Annotated in this window: 13 protein-coding genes and 1 other RNA gene; 3 read left to right on the top strand and 11 right to left on the bottom strand. The window is 33.2% G+C overall.

All coding sequences use genetic code 11. From position 1 onward, the window contains the following. Positions 1-43 precede the first annotated feature (43 nt). On the bottom strand, positions 44-1,309 hold the full coding sequence (locus CEF14_RS18330) for a restriction endonuclease subunit S (RefSeq protein ID WP_102694152.1): 1,266 nt from the start codon (positions 1,307-1,309) through the stop codon (positions 44-46). Further along, entirely contained in the window at positions 1,302-2,801 is a 1,500-nt protein-coding gene (locus CEF14_RS18325; protein WP_102694151.1) for a type I restriction-modification system subunit M, read from the bottom strand. Before CEF14_RS18325 ends, CEF14_RS18330 begins: the two co-directional genes overlap by 8 nt. A 476-nt stretch (positions 2,802-3,277) precedes the next feature. On the opposite strand from CEF14_RS18325, the gene CEF14_RS18320 reads away from it, so the two are divergent. Next, complete coding sequence (locus CEF14_RS18320) at positions 3,278-3,523, top strand: helix-turn-helix domain-containing protein (protein WP_102694150.1); 246 nt, start codon at positions 3,278-3,280, stop codon at positions 3,521-3,523. A gap of 37 nt (positions 3,524-3,560) precedes the next feature. Continuing rightward, a complete protein-coding gene (locus tag CEF14_RS18315) occupies positions 3,561-4,703 on the top strand; it encodes a tyrosine-type recombinase/integrase (protein WP_211284635.1) in 1,143 nt (380 codons plus the stop codon). Positions 4,704-4,854: 151 nt separating this feature from the next. On the opposite strand, the gene CEF14_RS18310 is transcribed toward CEF14_RS18315, so the two are convergent. The 4 genes from CEF14_RS18310 to CEF14_RS18295 form a co-directional block, all read right to left on the bottom strand. Further along, positions 4,855-5,709 (bottom strand): S-4TM family putative pore-forming effector, encoded by an 855-nt coding sequence (locus CEF14_RS18310; protein WP_102694149.1) that lies wholly within the window; start codon positions 5,707-5,709, stop codon positions 4,855-4,857. After that, positions 5,702-6,688, bottom strand: a complete 987-nt coding sequence (locus CEF14_RS18305; protein WP_102694148.1) for an SMODS domain-containing nucleotidyltransferase — start codon at positions 6,686-6,688, stop codon at positions 5,702-5,704. Before CEF14_RS18305 ends, CEF14_RS18310 begins: the two co-directional genes overlap by 8 nt. Before the next feature lie 977 nt (positions 6,689-7,665). Next, on the bottom strand, positions 7,666-8,403 hold the full coding sequence (locus CEF14_RS18300) for a Cthe_2314 family HEPN domain-containing protein (protein ID WP_102694147.1): 738 nt from the start codon (positions 8,401-8,403) through the stop codon (positions 7,666-7,668). A 604-nt stretch (positions 8,404-9,007) separates the two neighbouring features. After that, positions 9,008-10,042, bottom strand: a complete 1,035-nt coding sequence (locus tag CEF14_RS18295; RefSeq protein WP_102694146.1) for a hypothetical protein — start codon at positions 10,040-10,042, stop codon at positions 9,008-9,010. A gap of 210 nt (positions 10,043-10,252) precedes the next feature. On the opposite strand from CEF14_RS18295, the gene CEF14_RS18290 reads away from it, so the two are divergent. Then, positions 10,253-11,419: a site-specific integrase gene (locus tag CEF14_RS18290; RefSeq protein ID WP_102694145.1), complete on the top strand. Its 1,167-nt coding sequence runs from the start codon at positions 10,253-10,255 to the stop codon at positions 11,417-11,419. 138 nt (positions 11,420-11,557) lie between these two features. Here CEF14_RS18290 and ssrA read toward each other — a convergent pair. The 5 genes from ssrA to secG form a co-directional block, all read right to left on the bottom strand. After that, positions 11,558-11,915: a transfer-messenger RNA gene (gene ssrA, locus CEF14_RS18285) on the bottom strand. 309 nt (positions 11,916-12,224) lie between these two features. After that, positions 12,225-12,692 (bottom strand): SsrA-binding protein SmpB, encoded by a 468-nt coding sequence (gene smpB, locus CEF14_RS18280; protein WP_102694144.1) that lies wholly within the window; start codon positions 12,690-12,692, stop codon positions 12,225-12,227. Positions 12,693-12,747: 55 nt separating this feature from the next. After that, the gene (rnr, locus tag CEF14_RS18275) at positions 12,748-15,129 is read right to left on the bottom strand and encodes a ribonuclease R (protein ID WP_102694143.1); all 2,382 of its coding nucleotides are present in this window, start codon (positions 15,127-15,129) and stop codon (positions 12,748-12,750) included. Between the two features lie 42 nt (positions 15,130-15,171). Continuing rightward, the gene (locus tag CEF14_RS18270; RefSeq protein WP_102694142.1) at positions 15,172-15,918 is read right to left on the bottom strand and encodes an alpha/beta hydrolase; all 747 of its coding nucleotides are present in this window, start codon (positions 15,916-15,918) and stop codon (positions 15,172-15,174) included. 741 nt (positions 15,919-16,659) lie between these two features. Further along, entirely contained in the window at positions 16,660-16,887 is a 228-nt protein-coding gene (gene secG, locus CEF14_RS18265) for a preprotein translocase subunit SecG (RefSeq protein WP_102694141.1), read from the bottom strand. Between the last annotated feature and the right edge of the window lie 50 nt (positions 16,888-16,937).

The following is a 16,937-nucleotide window of genomic DNA, read 5'->3' as shown; positions in this document are numbered from 1 at the left end:
ATAATGATAATAAAGAAAAGGACTGCATTTGCAGCCCCTTATATTATTCATCAACCTTTACACGGACCTTCCCTGTAAGAAGTTGTTGCATTAAACCTTTTTTTAGTTCATGATATTTTTCTTTTTCTTGTTCGTAGATGACTATCTGGGAGTCTATGGTTGAAAGGATTTCAGCTATTTTTTTTTGTTCTTCATATGGTGCAAGTAAAATTTTGAAATTTAATAAGTTAGGTGCATATAGATGATAAACAGAAGATCCTTGTGCTAATGTTGCTAGGTCTTTTTTACGAGAAGAATTTAATTGATAGCTAATGAATCTACTATCAATTAATGTATTAGGTCTAAAAATATTGATATCCCCCCCTACTAATATGTTATCTACCATTAATGCTGCACCCCTAGCTATATCAATTGCTGTTTCTCCAGAAGATGGAATAAGCAAATCATTTATCATACCAACTACAGCTTTTGAAGGCTCTACTTGTGTAAAGTAGTAAACATTCTCAATTACCTCTTCATAAGTTGTGTATAGTTGCCCATATAAGATACAAGCATTGCCAAATTCACAAAGATCTTTTTTTGCAATTCCTTTCCCTTTTGTAAAATCACCCAATTCCTTTAATGCTATGACATCCCATTCTAAAGGAATTTCCCCAAGTTCACTTTGCTTAAATTCCGTATGCCCAATCCCTTTTGTCAACAACTGCTGCATCAAACCATGTTTCAAATCTTTTGTTTGTTTTATCAATTGTTCCGTTTGCTCGATTTGCATATCGACTGTTGAAAGGATATCGGCTATTTTTTGCTGTTCTATAAGTGGAGGAGTTGGTATTTTAATACTTAACGTATCTTTAGGTGTTACTCTTTTTCTACTACCAGTAGATCCTGACTCTCTATTTAAAAGTTCCTCTTGAAAAATATCACTTTTGAAATATTGATAAAAATAATTAATGTCTACACCTTTTTTTGGAACATAATTAATAAATTCAGTAGATGATACATTTTTATAGTCTGCATCAGTGATATTAACTTTCCAAACTCTTGAAATTCGTGGATTTAATTTAGAAACAAGTATTGAATTATCCGAAATTAAAGTTTTATTACTTTTAATATTTAACGATTTTTCAATAATAGGTTGTTTATTCTCATCAAATGCAGGTAAACTAAAGTACCTTAAAGTTTCATTATATTTTTGAGGATCAATGTTATGAGTATTTATCATAAAAATATTATCCAGAAGATTTACAGACCAATTTTTAGGTATTTCCCCAAGCTCAGTTATTTTATACCCTTCTCGTAACTCAATCATGAATCTCACCCAACCCAAGCTCTTTTAAAAAACTATTCAATTTCACTGTATTCTTATCACGTTGTTGTTGGATAGAAGTTAATTCATTCAAAACTGCCTCAATATTAACTAGTTCTTCTTCCTTAGATTTGTCGATATAACGGGTGATATTTAAATTATAATCATTGTCTTTTATGTCATCTAATGAGACGACTTTTGCATATTTCTCAACATCTGCATATGCGTTAAAAGTAGAAACGATTTTTTCAATATCTTGGTCTCGAAGTTGGTTTTGGTTTTTGCCTTCTTGATAGTCATCCTCTGCTGCAATGATGAATACTTTGCCTTTGCGATTTTCTGGTTTATTGCGTTTGAAGATCATGATACAAGCTGGAATTCCTGTTCCATAGAATAACCCTGATGGTAAACCAATAATTGCTTCAAGCAAATCTGATTCTAAAATTGCTTTACGAATTTTGCCCTCTGCTCCACCACGGAATAGTACGCCATGTGGCATAACCACTCCTGCCATTCCTTCACTATTTAATGAAGCAATCATATGTTGTACAAAAGCATAGTCCCCATAAGATTTTGGTGGAATGCCAAATTGATAACGGCCATATGGATCTGCTTGCGCTTCATCGCGGCCCCATTCTTTTAATGAAAATGGAGGATTGGCGATAACGCGGTCAAATAGCATGAGTTCACCATCTTCTAATAGTTTAGGATTACGAAGGGTGTCACCTTTAACGATTTGATGGTCAGGTAAGCCGTGTAGTAATAGATTCATTTTGGCAATTGCCCATGTTTCTAAGTTACGTTCTTGACCAAAAAGTGAAAGTGCTTGTGGATTGCCACCGTTTGCTTTTACGTAATCTACTGATTGAATGAGCATACCGCCGGATCCACATGTTGGATCGTACACGCGCATGCCTTCCTCTGGTTTGATGATTTTGACGATGAGTTCAACAACTTTAGAAGGTGTATAGAATTCTCCACCTTTTTGACCTGCATCATCGGCGAACATTTTAATGAGATATTCATACGCTCGACCAAGCATATCGGGTTCACTTAGATTTTCATTTCTTAAATCTAGTTCGCTGAAATGAGAGAGTAGACGTTGCAATGTTTCATCTGTCAAAAGCTCTTTATTGTTAAAATCAATCGGTGTTAAAACATTTAATAAAGTAGCGTTTTCATTTTCTAATGTTTCAAACGCAATATTTATCGCTGCACCAATATCAGTAGCATGTTTTCGTACATTTTCCCAACGTGCAACTTCTGGCACATAAAATTGATATTGAGTAGGAATTTCCACAATTTGCGCCCCAGTTACTTCCCCATATTTATCTAGTAGAGCCTGACGTTGCTCATTAAATACATCACTTGTACGCTTTAAAAATAATAAGCCAAAAATATACTTTTTATAAGAAACGGAACTAACTGATCCACGAAGAATATCAGCTGATTTCCATAAATGTGATTCTAATTGTTGCTGTGTTAACTTTGTCATGATAGACCTCCTATTTATATTCATATTATAAACGATTGAAATACAATAGAGAATCCTAGAAGCACGACAGATTATTATTGAACCTTAATATGTTAAGTTAGCCCTCTTACACTTTCTACCAATTACATATTAACTTTCCTCACGTAATGGTTATGTTACTTCCTGCCGGTAGATGAATTACCGATACTAACTAACATACATATGGAACATAAACGTTAATTCCAATATCAAAAAATCCAACCAAATCAACTACATTGTCTGAATTTGATTTCTGGAACCCAATATCTAACTCCATAAAGGTTCCTGTGACATTTCCACTTCCTTAGGTCGACATTTTAAGAATTTGAAAAAAATAAAAATATTTTTATTTTCCTCTTAAAATCTTAAGATTTCGAGGCTATTATGTTTTACACCAAAAGGTACTTAAATTTCATCTTATAAAGATGAACCATCAATCAAAGCTAGGAGAATAAATAATGCAAGAAAAAGAATTAAAACAAACCCTGCAAAAACTATTAAATGATTTTGTACAAGATTTCAAAAAAAAGTTACCATCAACTAAAGAATGGATGACATTAAAGGAAGGAGCAGCTTATGCTGATGTCTCTTACAACACGTTAATGAAGTTTCGAGTAATGGGACTGAAAGTTTTTGAAATCGATGGAGTTAAACGAATTTCTAAAACTGAAATCGACAACTTTTTAAACAAAAATAGCTTTTAATTAACTAAAATAACTAAAATATTGGAGGAAAAATTTCATGAAAGAAACTACTATTAAACCTTATCAATTAAAAAACGGTGATACACGCTATATGTTTAAAATTTACGTTGGGGTTGATCCTCTTACAGGACGACAACATAGCACAACAAGAAGAGGTTTTAAAAAGAAAAAAGAGGCTGAATTAACATACAATCGATTAAAATTAGAAATTTATAATGGAACATATAATAAGCTACAATATGAAACGTTTCAAGACCTCTATAATGAATGGATAGTTCATTATGAGAAAATGGTTGAAGAAAGCACTTTTGTTAAAACATTAGGTATTTTCAAAAATCATATCTTACCAAAAATGGGCGTTTATCGAATAGATAAAATAAATGCTTCCGTCTGTCAAAAGCATGTAGATGAATGGATCGCAAAATTAAAAGGATTTAGAGTAGTAAAATCTTATGCTGCTAAAGTAATAGACTTTGCTATTATGTGTGGCAACATCAAAAGCAATCCTTTTTCATTAGTATACATGCCAAAGAAACATACACTAAAAAATGCAGAAAATTTCTATACACGTGAACAACTGATTGAATGTTTAAATGCATTTAAGACTGAAAGTAATTTAAAAATCTATATATTCTTCCGTCTTCTTGGTTTTTCTGGGGTTAGAAAAGGCGAGGCATTAGCACTTACATGGGGAGATATTAACTTCGATAATAATTCAGTTAATATTAACAAGGCTATCTCATATGGTAAACATAGTCGCCTGTATCTAAAATCAACAAAAACACGTGATCATCGTGAAGTTAAGATGGATCAAAAAACGATGGATATTTTAAAGCAATGGAAAGTGGAACAAGCCCAAAAGTTGAAGTTGTTAGGTTTCGATATTGAAGACTCTTCACAACTCGTATTCAACAACACAAAAAATAACTTTATTAATCCTTCTACTACTCGAAAATGGCTTTTAAAAATTCAAAAGAAATATAACTTAAAACTAATTACTACTCATGGTTTTAGACATACACATGCTACTCTTCTAGAAGAAGCTGGAGCTAGTTTAGTAGGTATTCAACAACGTCTAGGACATTCAGGTAATAATACAACAACGAATACCTATACTCATCCTACAGAAACAATTAAAATTGAAACGCTTAAGAAATATGTTGATTATATTAAATATTGAAATAGGCTGATTTAAAAGTAAATTAAAATCTATTACAACATTCAAAGCCACAACCCACGTATGTGAATAAAAATTGATCAAAATGCGTGGGTTTGGTTTTGTAAAAAGATTGATAAAAAACTGTAAGGAAAAATGTTCCCTAATACTTGTACTATTTATTAGTACTTGTAAAAATCATCTCTAGCTTTTTTCTTAATTTCTTATATAAAACATCTGGAATAATGTTATTAGGCACTCGTCCATATACATATATGGCGTCTTGTATAAAACGTAATTGATATTTACTAGTTTTTTCACTTTCTAATAATGAATTGAGTTGTGCTGTAATACGTTTCAGCTCTTTTACTTGGTGTGAAAAATCCACCCATCCTTTAATTAAATATAAAAACAGAGATATTGTAGGGAAAAATAAAGTGATGAAAAAATCAGCTACTAAAAAATTATTCCAACACGCTATTAATAAAAGTACTACAAATATTAAAATAGCAATAATTAATAAAAAAATACTAAAAGCTTCTTTTTGCCTTATAGTCCACTCTGTGTTAGTTCTTTGTGCTTTTAAAGTATATAGTATTTCATCATCGGTATTTATTCCTGTGTACCAACCAATAAGTTCAGAGATATCTGTTTTCTCTTTTTCAGCTAAAGTATAAATTTGTTCCTCACTTATTTTTTCACCGACTAGCGCCAAGTTCCACTTCATATCAAAGATATTTGTGTCAAATTGTTCTTGGATTGTAGCACCTATTTTAGTATATTTTTCCTCATAAAATTCCATAAAGAAAGTAAATATTAAAATTAAAGAACTTATTATTAATATCCCATTGGCAAAATTATTTTCAAAAGTAAAATAAAATATAACAGCTACAATTGGCCAAACAATACTTAAAAACATCCTTACCATATAAATTTGTTTTGCAATTTTATAAGATTGTCTTTGGGCCCGTAGGTATCGTATACTTTCTTCTGTATTTTGACGTTCTTTGATAGGCATTGCTTTATACATACTCATCTCCAAAGACTATACGCCACTGATTATCAGCTTTCTCATAGTCATAAGCTTCTTCATATGCAATAGCTTTTCTCGTAGCTTCTTCACAATCTTTCGCTCTTTTTTCTACTGTTTGTTTTTTAGAATCCTCTAAATCATTTAAATTACCTTGTAATCCTTTAGGATCTTCAACTGGTAACCAAATGGCTGTTTGAAGATATTCAAAAAATCTCATCAATTGTGTCTTCTTACTAGTATTCCAAATGGTTCTACTTTCAAAATAATTTAAAACGATATTTTCAATTAAATAAGAAGATATTTTTATATTTTTTTCAATGTTCCAAAACTTAATAATTCGAATAAATTCTAATACATTAAACTCTGTATTCTTATTCGCATCTGTCACTCTTTTTTGATCAATACGTGGATCTGTCTTTTTCCAATGACCATCCCCATCTGGAATTAAATAATATGATCGACCATCGATTTCTTCAGTCGTTATAAAAGCTGGAATAATATCAAATGACCAGTCATAACTAATCAAGTTTAAAATCACCGCTTCTTGATTTGAGCGAATTTCTGCTTTTTGATATTGAGATACTTTTGAAATATTATTTTTAATTTTATTAGCCACTTTTCGAGAACTTAAATACCCATTATCATCTCTTAATTTATATAAATTAGTAGCCGATTCAGGCACTCTGATTTTAATTGTATTATCAATGGATTCATATGTTCCACCATCTGCTGCAAATACAAGCATAAAATCAATATCATCTAATGGGCGTATTTTTGTTTTCCTAGAAAAAGACCCATAATTGTATATTTCTTTATTCGGATACAAGCGAGGGAAGTTTTCTGCTTTATCGGGTAATGCTTTTAATTGTTCATACAAAAAATCCCGACTATTTCGTGCTGTTTTAGTAACATCTGCATCTAAACTAATGTGTTCTTTAATAAATTTATTCATACTTACTTGTGTATAGGTTGTCATTTGAAGACTCCAATCTAATAAACTAGAATCATTACCTACCTAAATTACCCCATAAAATAATCAAACATTTCTCTAGGACTTTGAAATAATTTATTATTTATGTTATGTTTTTAATAATTTTAAATTTATTTTAGATCGTTTCGCCAAAAACGACGGTAGGCAAATAGAAGTTTCCGCTTCTATCTTTTTTCACATGAGGTTATAACAAAATGCACGCCAATGCATTTTGTTATAACCTTTTTATTTTCCTCATAATTCCACACCTCCCTAAGAACGGTAGTTCCATTCTAAACCATTTATATCTATTACACAACTAAAAATACTATATATAGTATTTTTTTTAAAAATAATTCTATATATAGCGTTTTATCATTTAATATGATCTTTTAATCTATCTTTTTGTAATGGTAAGTTATTTAATGTTGTTTAGAAATAATGTTTGATTAAAAAATCCCCATAAAACTGGTATCTTACGATAAATAAATAGAATACATTTTGAAGAAAATATTGTTCAAAATGTATTCTATTCCAGCGGTTTTAAATTTCAGTTTTATAAAAAAGTTTGTTCATTTTCTACCTGTGTCCTTCTCAAATCGCGCCCGATTGCTGGAGATACATTTTTATAAGCAAGAAATACCTCGTTTTATAAATGCTTTGAAAAAAATTATCTCATTACTCTCAATAGATTTTTTATATTTCTTATCAGATATTACAATGATATCTTTCAAAGCTAGTGTCCCTTTAGATTTCATCCATTGAGAATAAGTTCTTAAATGTCTAGATATTTGAACAATAGTTGTTTGATTTGAAGTTTCCTTCATAATAATGATTAACGTCGCTTGTTACCAGTAATGTCACAATAATGAGCAGCTATACTACTCTATTTTAACCCTTTACCAGACTGTGGAATATACGTGAATTATTTTAAATGGAGACTAAATGCTGGTGTGTTTTCTGATAATAGGGAGTAACAAAATCTAAGGGAGTTTCATGATTTCTTCATCAATTTCATCAAGAATATCACTTAAAAATTTTGAAACAACGTAATAATCCTCAATAATTCTTTTTAATAGGAATGAAGGGTGATGTTTAAGATTAACATCATAATCACTTATAGCAGCTACACTAGGGGAGTTTCGATGGATCATTTTATTACGGTAATTATTCACAAACCTATGATTACCTCTCCATTCACCATCGACTTTTATATCATCCTTTTGAGTTAGATATGCATGGATTGTCTTTGATTTATCTTTAAATTGCTCACTATAATTATTCTTAGGATTAAAAATCCTATTATAATAAACCTCGTTATTTGGTATTTCTATTTTATAGAATAATCGATAAAGTTGTCCCAACATATCCCATAAAGAAATAGTTCTAAATAATGCATTTTCAATATAATAATAAGCTAGTACCTCTTCTTCAGAACTTGTTTTTAAAATACTATAGTTTTTTTGTACATTCGCTGAGTATGTGTAATTTATAGCTTTTTTAAAAGATAATTTTATTTTTGAATCTAAATCTTTTAAAGTATCATATATTGTTTTGTATTTTATGATTTCACTAATAGGCGTCGAATCATTTGCTGCAGACACAATACCAAAAATATATTTATCACTTCCTAACATAAGCGTGAAACGATCTTCATCGTATGATATATCATTAATTTTATTTCTCAAATATTTTACTTCTTCATTTTCGCATTTCTCCATGACCAAATTTCCCTTCTTTATTTATTCTATAACTGTCCCCAGTCCTAAGGGTTAGTTTTAACTATTTATCTTCATTCCGAGGTGAAACTAAATACTTAAACCTCTCTCATTCTATAATCCCACATTTTCACTCAAGGTATGTATTCACAGGTAGAATAAAAGTCCTTTCTGAATACTTTCATTCATACAGTCACAAAGGTTTCCTATTTGAACGCAACATAAAAAAAAAGTTTGCATAGGAAAATAGTCGCTTATCTCAAATGGTCCTCAACTTTAGAAACCGATGAATATAGTCCCTCCTATTATAAACATCAAAATTAGAATAATTAGAAAATCTTAAGATATAAATGAGACTGAAAGAAAAGACTTTGCACAATATCGAAGTCTTTTAGTCGCGGCGAAAGCTGATAAGTTACTTTTTGTAATCTATTATTTTTAACGGACTCGTTCAAAGGGATACTATTATTTTATCCAGTCTTACACTTGCAGCAGGAGTATAAGTTTAACTAATACTTCTGTTGCAAGTTATTTTTTTAGAAATACTGTATCTATAAACTATGTTATCTATAATCATTTTCGGCGTCATTTTACATGATGCTCTAAATTATATATTAATTTTTATATGATGTTTTTTAAATAAAACATTTCCACTCTTATCAATAGTATAAAAATTTTTAACTGTATATGTTTCAGTAGAAGATGTTTTATCAATCTTAAATTGAATAAAAATAACACCATTTTTTGAATCTAATATGTCCAAGTTGAGAGTCTTAAAAAAATTAATATCACTTTTATTTATTATATTACTAGATGTCCCACTTAAAATAGTATTTATTGGTCCATTTTCTTTTTCCTCGCTTTTAACATGAATATATGTATTATTAAATTCTTTAGTCTTTAAAATATAATCTCTGGTTTTTCCCTTATCATTTACTGTTTGTACAAATATTTTTTTAGGCATATAATCAGGAATTGTATCATTAAAATTAATTTGTAATTGTTTATTAGATGCTTTAAAATCAAAAGTTATCTGAGAATTTGTATTATATTTAACCCCTAATTCGATTGTTAAAACCATTGATGAAGCCCATATAACACCAAATACATAGATTAAGTTATAATTTATTTTCCTATAATTAATCCCTTTAATAGAAATTAAGATTTTTTTATAATTTTTATTTTTCAAAAGTAAACCGATTACTAAAAGTAAAATAAATATTAAAAAAATGCAAAAATATTTAGAGTAATTCATAAATATAGGTATAATTTGGAATAAAATTAAAGCGGTAAGTGATATAAATAGCGAGTATTTAAAGCTATTTAGCAAATATTTATAGTATTTGTCCGCTTTAACAGCATATTTTTTATCAATCTCATCAGAAAGAAAACCATAATTATGTAATTCAAAATAACAATAGAACAATGCAGTAAAGAAAATTAACAAAAAACTACTTAACACTAATGAAGACATAATTTGAGGTACATTAAAAACTAAAGGACTTTCTGTAATACTCGAAAAAGAACTCCCAATCATACTTATTATAGCTTTGAATAAAACTCCAGAAAGTCCAACACCTCCAATTACTAAAAGAAGCCTACTATTTCTCTCTGATAAATCATTTTTCTCTTGTTTAGACACCTAAATCTCCTCCGACTTTTTTTAAGATTTATAATATGCACATCTTCTGTAAATTAATTTTACTTAATTTACTAATTCATTATTATATCATTAACTAAAAATATTCTTTAAAAGCAGTTTGTGAAAATTAATTTACTAATATAAAATTACAATGTAGTGTTACAACTACATCCTCTGAATCTTGTCTCCGTAAGTATTAGGAGGAACATAATGAGTAAACAAACAACAATTAAAAGTTATAAATTAAAAAACAACGAAACACGCTATATGTTTCAGATATATATCGGCGTGGATTCTCTTACTGGTAAAGAGCGAAGCACTACACGACGTGGATTTAAAACAAAGAAGGAAGCGAAGGACGCTTTAGCTCAATTAAAGGTCGAAATTAACAACGGCACATTCAAGAAGAAGCAGCTTGAGATCTACCAGGATTTATATGAGATGTGGATTAATCACTATGAAAATACTGTTGAGGAAAGCACATTCATTAAGACAACAGGCATCTTTAAAAATCATATTTTGCCTGCAATGGGTGCATATAAAATTGATAAAATCGATGTTGCTATATGCCAAAAGCATGTTGATGAATGGGCAAAGAAGCTTAAACGTTTCCGAATGGTGAAAGCATATGCGGCTAAGGTATTAGACTTTGCGATTAAACGCAGCTACCTGTCAAACAACCCTTTTTCATTGGTAGAATCTCCAACTAAAATAAAAAAAGTAAGTATTGATCAAGTTGAGAGTGAGCAAGAAAACTTCTATAATCGTGAGCAGCTGATTGAATTATTAACATGCTTTGAAAAAGAAGACAATTTAAAGGTCTATGCCCTCTTTCATTTACTTTCGTTTTCTGGTATGCGTAAAGGTGAGGCATTAGCACTTACTTGGAAAGACATTAATTTTAAAGACAATGAAATTCGCATTAATAAGGCGATTTCGCGTGGCAAAAATAATAAGTTGTATTTGAAAACAACAAAGACTGGCATTTCCCGTACAATTAAATTAGATCCCGAGACAATGGACCTTTTAAAAGCATGGAGAAAGCAACAGAAAAAAGATTATCTTCATTTAGGTTATAACACCACGCAACCAAATCAGCTTGTATTTAGCAATGAAAACAATGAATTTATACAGCCAACTAAAACAAGAAAGTGGCTAATGAACATTCTAAAGAAATATAACTTAAAGAAGATTACGACACATGGTTTACGTCATACTCACTGCACCTTACTTTTTGAAGCGGGTGCAAGCCTTAAAGATGTTCAAGATCGTTTAGGGCATACGGATAGCAAAACAACGCTTGATATTTACACGCACGTTACGCAAAAAGCAAAAGCCGAAACAATTGGGAAATTTGAAAACTATCTAAAAATCTAAACCAATTTTTGAATAGGTCTTTGACTAGAAATTGACTAGATTTGAATGAAATTCAGTGAAATTAGATGAAACTAAAAAAGTGCCAAAACCCTTATAAATAAAGGATTTTGACACTCATTGAAACTCTATGATTTCGTAATATGGAGACGGTGGGAGTCGAACCCACGTCCAGAAACTCTGCTACTTCAGTTACTACGCGTGTAGTTTGTCTATTTGGGATTCGCGCAGCATTATGCCGACAAACAGGCGTCCTGTGCGCTAACTTGGGAATCTCTTGTTACTAGCTCAAGTGGCACTAGCAACCGTATCCCACTAAAGTTGAGCCCGACTACGCTACATGGGCGATAGAGCAGTTAGGCAGTTTTCGAGCTTACGCTGCGAAAGCTAAGTTATTGTTTGTTTTGCCAGTTATTATATAACTTCCGTTGTTGACGAAGCCGAGACCTCCGACGCGCAACTCAAGCTCAGACATCCCTGTCGAATCCGTAACGTCCCCTTAATATCGGATTGTTATATACTGCGTACTACTTCGTCAGTTTCGCTCGTTCACATCCTCACGTACTTAAGTACGCTCCGGTGTTCACTCACTCGCTTCCAAGTATTACTTGCATCTAAAAATCCTGCGGTGAGTAGTAGTACTTAATGCACGTTTCCCAACTTGGACTTAGATACTCAGTTTATATCATCCATTAAGGTGCTGAACTAATCAGCTGTTTCGGATCAGTATGTTACTCATACTGTGAACTGGCTTAATTGCTATACATAGAGTATATGACAAATTAGGTCATTCTTCAAGTGGTATATATTAGTATTGATTTTTTGCTTTCAGGGCACGGCCCATTTCGCGTTTTGCTTCTTTTTTCTTCAAGTCTGCACGTTTGTCGTAGTTTTTCTTACCTTTACCTAGACCGATTAATAGTTTTGCGTATCCGTCTTTTATGTACATTTTAAGCGGTACAATGGTATAACCATCTCTTTTAACATCTACATTCAACTGCATAATTTGCTTTTTATGTAGCAGTAATTTACGGACGCGAAGTGGATCATGGTTGAAGATATTTCCTTGTTCGTATGGGCTGATATGCATATTGGAAATCCACGCTTCCCCTTTACGGATTAAGATAAAGGAGTCTTTTAGTTGGACTTTTCCTTTTCGAACAGATTTGATTTCGGTACCGTTTAGAACGATACCTGCTTCAATGGTTTCTTCAATATAGTAATCGAATCCAGCCTTCTTGTTTTGAGCTAAAACTTTTCCAGTTCCTTTTGGCATATGGGTCACCTCTAACAATATCGATTGAGAAGAGCGAGCTCAGGCTGCCCTTCTCTTATTTTTTCTTTCTACTACGGCGTTTTTGCTGTTTTTTTGCGATGCCTTCGTAGAATGCTTTCTTATTACCTGATTTACCTGCGGCTTTGCGTTCTTGTTTGCGTGTTCTACCGTTTACCTTTGCGCCACTTGGTTTGTATTTACGTTTTTTATCTTTCCCTTTTTCCCTGCCATGTTCGCCATCTTTAGATTTTGCACGGATGACAACAGGTGCTTGGCGTCTAGTACGCGCTTTCGATTTTGGCATTCCGACAATTTCGAAGTCAATTGATGATTCATCGACATTTACTTCTAATACACTGATTTCAACTTCATCACCGATGTGGAAAATACGTCCTGTTCTTTCCCCAATCATCACCATTTGACGATCGTCAAAGTTGTAGTAATCATCTGTCATATTACTGATATGCACTAAACCTTCGATGGTGTTTTCTAATTCGATAAACATACCAAAGTTCGTAATCGAGCTGACAATACCAGTGAATTTCTCGCCAATTTTATCTGCCATGTATTGAGATTTTTTCAATGATTCTGTATCGCGTTCAGCATCTACTGCACGGCGTTCACGACTTGAAGTGTGTTCTGCAATCTCATCCATGTGTGCACTCCAGTAGCTAACTGTTTCCTTACTTTGATCACCATTGATTAAATACGTACGAATTAAACGATGAACGATTAGGTCTGGATAACGTCTAATTGGCGATGTAAAGTGCGTATAAAACTCTGTTGATAAACCAAAGTGTCCTAGACATTCAGGGCTATATTTTGCCTGTTGCATAGAACGAAGCATCATCGTTGAAATAACAGGATATTCAGGTTCGTCTTTTACTGAATCTAGAATTTCTTGTAAAGCTCTCGGTTCAACTGTATTACCAGTGCCTCGAATGACTAAACCAAAGTTCGTGATAAATTCAAAGAATCGCTGTAACTTTTCAGGTTTCGGATCTTCATGGATACGATAGATGAATGGCAGATTCATACGATAGATATGTTCTGCGACAGTTTCATTTGCAACAAGCATAAATTCCTCAATGATTCGTTCCGCAACAGTACGTTCACGAAGAAGAATATCTGTTGGCCAGCCATCTTCATCGACTACTACATAGGACTCCTTAAAATCAAAGTCTACTGCACCACGATTCATACGACGATTATTAAGAATTTTTGCTAGTTCTTTCATATTTTCAAACATTGGGACTAACTGTGCATAGCGTTCTTTTAGTTCCGCATCGTCTTCTTCTAAAATTTTAAAGACATTTGTATAGGTCATACGTTCAGTTGTTCGTATAACACTTTGGAAAATTTCATGGTCGATTACTTGCCCGCTTCCATTAATCGTCATTTCACAAGATAGCGTTAACCGATCAACTTGTGGGTTTAAAGAACAAATCCCATTTGAAAGACGATGTGGAATCATTGGTATAACACGATCTGTTAAGTACACACTTGTAGCACGATCATATGCTTCACGGTCTAAAGCAGACCCATCAGTCACATAATAACTAACATCGGCGATATGCACGCCTAATTTATAAGTGCCATCGTCATTTTTTGTAACGGTAACGGCATCATCTAAGTCTTTCGCTGTTTCACCGTCAATTGTTACAATCATTTGATCACGTAAATCACGGCGACCTTCTCTATCTTTTTCTGAGATTGTATCTGGTACTGCACTCGCAGCATCTAACACTTCTTGTGGAAAATCAACTGTAATATCGTGTTTATGGATGATTGAAAGAATATCAACGCCAGGATCATTTTTGTGACCTAAAATTTGTGTCACAATACCAGTTGCAGAACGGTGTACGCCAGGCCATTCCGTAATTTCTGCCACTACTTTATGTCCATCCATTGCACCTAATGTATTTTCTTTGGCAATAAATAAATCCATTGATAGTTTTTTATCATCTGGTACGACGAATCCAAATCCACGGTTTGCTTGGAAAGTACCGACTATTTTTGTTGTACCGCGTTCAATAATTTTAATGACAGCACCTTCACGACGATCTCCGGAAGATGTATTGGATACACGAATAAGTACCTTATCTCCATTTACTGCACCATTAATATCTGTAGGAGGAATAAATACATCATCCATTCCTGCTTCTTCTGGTGCTACAAAACCAAAGCCTTTTGCGTTACCGATAAAACGACCTTGTAAATAGTTCATTCGTTCTGGCAATCCATAGCGATTGGTTCTTGTTCGAACAATGTCTCCTTGTTGTTCTAATTTCACGAGTGTTTTGACAAGTTGTTTGAACTCTTCAACATCACGAAAGCCAAATTGTTCTTCAAACTCCGCAACTGTTAATGGTTTATAGTCCTCTTCCTTCATAAATTCCAATAATCTTGTTTCTAGTGTTGGTTCTTGTTTTTCCATCGTTCTTCCCTCCTTCTATTAGCATTTGCAATCATTACTTTTTTACTCATGCCAATCAAGTGACTCTAAAAATTGAAGAATATCATCCTGTAACTGTTTTCGCTCTTTATCTAACGTAATTACATGACCTGATTCTTCATACCATTTTATTTGTTTTTCGTTAGACTCTGCTTGTTCATAAATATAATTTGCCGATTTAAGATCAATGACCTCATCTTTTCTTCCTTGAACGACAAAAAGTGGGGCATAAATTTCATCTACATGTTCTCGTACTTCGTATACTAATTCTCGAAGTTGTTGTAAAGAAGGCATACCCTGTTTTTTAATAGATTCTATACTTGCTACAGATTCCTCTTCACTTTTTCCAAAATGTTGATTGAATCGTTTTGCGTATTGAACTACACCTTCAAACATTAATTCTGTTGTCCGCATCGTCATTGGAGCACACATTGTTATAATTCCCTTTACTGGATAAGAATATCCTAGCTTCAATGAAAATACGCCACCGAGAGATAATCCACCAACAGCAATTTCGTTATATCCTGCATCTTTTAGTTTTTGATAACCATCAAGAACACTTTGCCACCACTCATCTGGATTTGTATGTATGAGCTCTTCTGGAGGTACACCATGTCCTTTATAATGTGGCGCTAGTGTTGTATAACCATGCTTCTCTAAAAAGCGCGCAAGCATACGAACATCTGCTGAATTCCCAGTAAATCCATGTAAAAGTAAAACTGCTCGTGATCCAGCCTCAAAGAAAAAAGGTTCAGGTAAAGTAGGTCTCATGATGTCAAACCTCCTAAGTATAAGTTGATATCGAACTGCAGAGTCCTTTTAATACTATCCAGCTCTCGACGCAAGGAAGCCACTGAAAAAGTAAAGAAGCTATATTTTTATGATAAAAATCTTGTATTACCATCTTAATTGAAGAGGAATTAGCGAAGACTCCTGTGGGAAAACGGACTAGACGAGACCCCGCAGGAAGTGAAGCGTACGAGGAGGCTCGGCAGTTCGCCCACGGAAAGCGGAGCTAATTCCTCTTCATTCAATAGCCTATATACAATAAACTTTTATGTTACTACACTTTTTTCAGTACCCTCTGGAGTTAGCTTTTCGGAGTCCACAGGATGTGGATTCGATAGCCGTTGCCACAGGACGTGGCGTACTTAGGCTATCTTCCTCAGATCTAGCTGAACGAGCGTGTTCCGCTTTTATTTCTATCCAGCTCCACACGCCAGCCCCTCGAGGTCAAATAACCTCCACGCTTTGAGGCATATTGCGCCTCTTCGCGTGAAGAACATTTGCTTGTCGGGGCTTGACGGGCGTGTTCCGCTTTTATTTCTATCCAGCTCCACACGCCAGCCCCTCGAGGTCAAATAACCTCCACGCTTTGAGGCATATTGCGCCTCTTCGCGTGAAGAACATTTGCTTGTCGGGGCTTGACGGGCGTGTTCCGCTTTTATATTAATTATAAGCTATAAAATAGAAAACGCCTAACCATTAGCGGCCAGGCGGATTTTGTGTGCATTAGATTTTCGCAATAGCTACGGCTAATACAAAGAATAAGATTGATAACACAACCGTAACGCGGTGTAAAACTAAATCTATTCCTCTAGCTTTTTGCTTACCAAAAAGTTGTTCAGCCCCACCAGAGATGGCTCCTGAAAGACCAGCACTTTTACTAGATTGCAACAATACTACGATAATCAATGCTACAGACACGATAAGAAGTAAAGTCATAATCGCTGTATGCATATGTTCCACCTCCTGATTCGAAACATCACAACAGTCTTATCTTACCAAAA

Source organism: Rummeliibacillus pycnus, assembly GCF_002884495.1.
GTDB lineage: Bacteria > Bacillota > Bacilli > Bacillales_A > Planococcaceae > Rummeliibacillus > Rummeliibacillus pycnus.
Note: the sequence above shows the minus strand (reverse complement) of the source record. Positions and strands in the feature narration are given on the sequence as shown.

What these genes read in the sequence shown, in the direction of transcription:
- CEF14_RS18330 (WP_102694152.1), bottom strand. Translation starts at nt 1,309, where the DNA reads ATGATTGAGTTACGAGAAGGGTATAAAATAACTGAGCTTGGGGAAATA.
- CEF14_RS18325 (WP_102694151.1), bottom strand. Translation starts at nt 2,801, where the DNA reads ATGACAAAGTTAACACAGCAACAATTAGAATCACATTTATGGAAATCA.
- CEF14_RS18320 (WP_102694150.1), top strand. Translation starts at nt 3,278, where the DNA reads ATGCAAGAAAAAGAATTAAAACAAACCCTGCAAAAACTATTAAATGAT.
- CEF14_RS18315 (WP_211284635.1), top strand. Translation starts at nt 3,561, where the DNA reads ATGAAAGAAACTACTATTAAACCTTATCAATTAAAAAACGGTGATACA.
- CEF14_RS18310 (WP_102694149.1), bottom strand. Translation starts at nt 5,709, where the DNA reads ATGTATAAAGCAATGCCTATCAAAGAACGTCAAAATACAGAAGAAAGT.
- CEF14_RS18305 (WP_102694148.1), bottom strand. Translation starts at nt 6,688, where the DNA reads ATGACAACCTATACACAAGTAAGTATGAATAAATTTATTAAAGAACAC.
- CEF14_RS18300 (WP_102694147.1), bottom strand. Translation starts at nt 8,403, where the DNA reads ATGGAGAAATGCGAAAATGAAGAAGTAAAATATTTGAGAAATAAAATT.
- CEF14_RS18290 (WP_102694145.1), top strand. Translation starts at nt 10,253, where the DNA reads ATGAGTAAACAAACAACAATTAAAAGTTATAAATTAAAAAACAACGAA.
- smpB (WP_102694144.1), bottom strand. Translation starts at nt 12,692, where the DNA reads ATGCCAAAAGGAACTGGAAAAGTTTTAGCTCAAAACAAGAAGGCTGGA.
- rnr (WP_102694143.1), bottom strand. Translation starts at nt 15,129, where the DNA reads ATGGAAAAACAAGAACCAACACTAGAAACAAGATTATTGGAATTTATG.
- CEF14_RS18270 (WP_102694142.1), bottom strand. Translation starts at nt 15,918, where the DNA reads ATGAGACCTACTTTACCTGAACCTTTTTTCTTTGAGGCTGGATCACGA.
- secG (WP_102694141.1), bottom strand. Translation starts at nt 16,887, where the DNA reads ATGCATACAGCGATTATGACTTTACTTCTTATCGTGTCTGTAGCATTG.